The sequence below is a fragment of the Brooklawnia sp. genome (assembly GCF_032229645.1).
Taxonomy (GTDB): Bacteria; Actinomycetota; Actinomycetes; order Propionibacteriales; family Propionibacteriaceae; genus Brooklawnia.
This window is the reverse complement of sequence record NZ_JAVTWX010000066.1, coordinates 1-2,583: the sequence shown is the minus strand read 5'-3', so window position 1 is coordinate 2,583 and position 2,583 is coordinate 1. Positions and strand designations below refer to the sequence as shown.

General features: G+C 64.7%; 2 protein-coding genes. Both read left to right on the top strand.

Going from position 1 to position 2,583, the window contains the following annotated elements:
* The first annotated feature begins 120 nt into the window (after positions 1–120).
* On the top strand, positions 121–1,281 hold the full coding sequence (dnaN, locus tag AAFP05_RS04655) for a DNA polymerase III subunit beta (RefSeq protein ID WP_341728689.1): 1,161 nt from the start codon (positions 121–123) through the stop codon (positions 1,279–1,281).
* Positions 1,282–1,285: 4 nt separating this feature from the next.
* Positions 1,286–2,476 carry a DNA replication/repair protein RecF gene (gene recF / locus AAFP05_RS04650; RefSeq protein ID WP_341728688.1) on the top strand — a complete coding sequence of 397 codons (1,191 nt, stop codon included), beginning with the start codon at positions 1,286–1,288 and terminating at the stop codon, positions 2,474–2,476.
* Positions 2,477–2,583: the final 107 nt, after the last annotated feature.

Genomic DNA, 2,583 nt, shown 5'->3' with positions numbered 1-2,583 from the left:
ATAGCCGAACAACCCTCAAGTAGTGGCTGAACCGGTTACCTGCTTAGCGGCTTGCTGGATATGATGCCAGACAGGATTGGGCGCATTGGCGTGTCCCCGGACGACGTAAGGACTTGCACCGTGAAGATTCGCATGGAACGCGATGTGATGGCCGAGGCGGTGGCCTGGGCGGCACGTAGCCTGCCGAGTCGGCCGAGCGTCCCGATTCTGGCGGGTCTTCTGATCAAGACCGATGCCACCGGCGTGACGATGAGCAGTTTCGACTACGAGACCAGCGCCCAGGTGCAGGTCGAGGCCCAGGTCATCGATGAGGGGGAGGCGCTCGTCTCGGGCAAACTACTCGCCGAGATCGCACGTAGCCTGCCGAATCGTCCGGTGGACTTCACCAGCGACGCCACCCGTGCCCAGCTGGTCTGTGGTTCGGCCCGCTTCACTCTGCAACTGCTGCCGGTCGCCGAATATCCGCAGCTTCCAGACATGCCGACCGCCGCCGGTGTGGTCGGCTCCAGCGAGTTCGCCCAGGCGATCAACCAGGTGGTCGTGGCCGCCGGCCGCGACGAGTTGCTTCCTGTCTTCACCGGAGTGCGTCTCGAGATCAAGGACGATGTGCTCTCGCTGCTCGCCACCGATCGCTACCGGATGGCCCTCAAGGAGCTTCCCTGGACCCCGGTCTCGAGCACGGCGCAAGGCGCCGCGTTGGTGCCGGCCCGCGTGCTGAGCGAGGCCGCCCGGTCGATGTCCAGCGGTGAGCAGATCACCTTGGCATTGACGAACGGCGAAGCCGGAGAGGGATTGATCGGTCTCGAGGGCAGCGGGTCGGGTGCTTGCCGGCAGCTCACCACCCGGCTGCTCGGCGGCGAATTCCCCAAGGTTCGGCACCTGATGGACATTCAGCCGACCATCACCGTGCGCTGCAAGACCGAAGACATCATCGCCTCTGTCAAGCGCGTCTCCCTGGTGGCCGAGCGCAACAGCCCATTGCGGATGCTGATCGGCGACGAGCAGATCGCCTTGGAGGCCGCGTCCGGCGATCAGGCGCAGGCATCCGAAGCTGTTGTCGCGCAGATCGAGAACCTCGTTGGCGGCGAGCCCACGTTGAGCGCTGCCGGATTCAACCCGCACTATCTTTCCGATGCGCTCAATGCCATCGACTCCCCCTACGTTCACTTCTCGTTCACCGCGCCGGGCAAGCCCTGCCTGGTACGTGGGCTGGATGAGATCGATGGCGATCCGAAGGGCGACTACCGGCACGTCATCATGCTGATGCGCCTGCCGAACTGACATCGTGTACGTCGCTCGTCTCGAGCTTCATCAGTTCCGCAACTATGCCGCCGCAGACCTACGTCTGACCCCCGCAGTAACGATCTTTCAAGGCTCCAACGGCCAGGGCAAGACCAATCTGGTGGAGGCGATCGAATACCTCTCACGGCTCGAATCGCATCGGGTCAGCAACGACGGGCCGCTCGTCCAGGCCGGCACCCAGCAGGCCGTGGTACGAGCCGAGGTCGTGGCCGGTCTGGACGACAACCGCCGGCTGCTGCTCGAACTGGAGATCAATCCCGGCCGCGCCAATCGGGCGCGCATCAACAGGGGATCCCTCCCCCGCACCCATCAGCTGCTCGGTGCACTGCGCACCGTCGTCTTCTCTCCCGAAGACCTCAGCGTGGTCAAGGGTGATCCGGCGGCGCGTCGAGGCTTCCTCGACGATCTTGTGATCAGCCGCTGGCCGCGGATGCTGGGCGTCAAGCAGGACTACGACAAGGTCGTCAAACAGCGGAACTCACTACTGAAGTCGATCGCGACCGGGCGTGCCGACGCCGACGCCGAGTTCACCTTGGAGGTCTGGGATGACCAGCTGGTGACCTACGGCAGTGAACTGCTGGCCGCCCGGCTCGACACCCTGGCCGAAGTCTTGGAGCCGGCGAGCCGCGCCTATGCGCAGATCGCTCCGGTCAACAATCAGGCCGCCGCCTCATACCGTGCCGGGTTCGCGCTGCCGGACGATCCGGCCGAGCTGCCGGAAGCGTTCAGGCAGGCCCTGGCCGATCGTCACCGCGAAGAGCTCGCGCGTGGCTTGACGCTGGTCGGGCCGCATCGAGACGATCTCTTCTTGAGCATCGGTGAATTGCCGGCGCGCGGTTACGCATCGCATGGCGAGTCGTGGTCATTGGCATTGGCATTGCGGCTCGGCGCCTTCGAACTCTTGCGTTCTGACGGCATCGAAGCTGTGCTTATCTTGGACGATGTCTTCGCCGAATTGGACACCACCCGCCGCGAGCGGCTGGCAGGGGCAGCACAGGAGGCCGAGCAGGTGTTGGTGACCGCAGCAGTGCCCGGCGATGTGCCGCATCAACTCGACGGTGCACGCTTCGAGATCAATGCCGGCCAGATCTCGGCGGTCGAAGCGGCGGTCAAGCCGTCAGCAGTGCCGAAATCGTCGCCCGACCCGTCGTCCGAGATCGGCGACCATGATTGAGCATCCCGGCGATCGTCGCGCTACCGAGCCGGACGATATCGCTGAGCCGGACGACATCTCGGTCTTTCCCGAACCGCTCGAGGCCGATGACCATGACCCACTCGGTG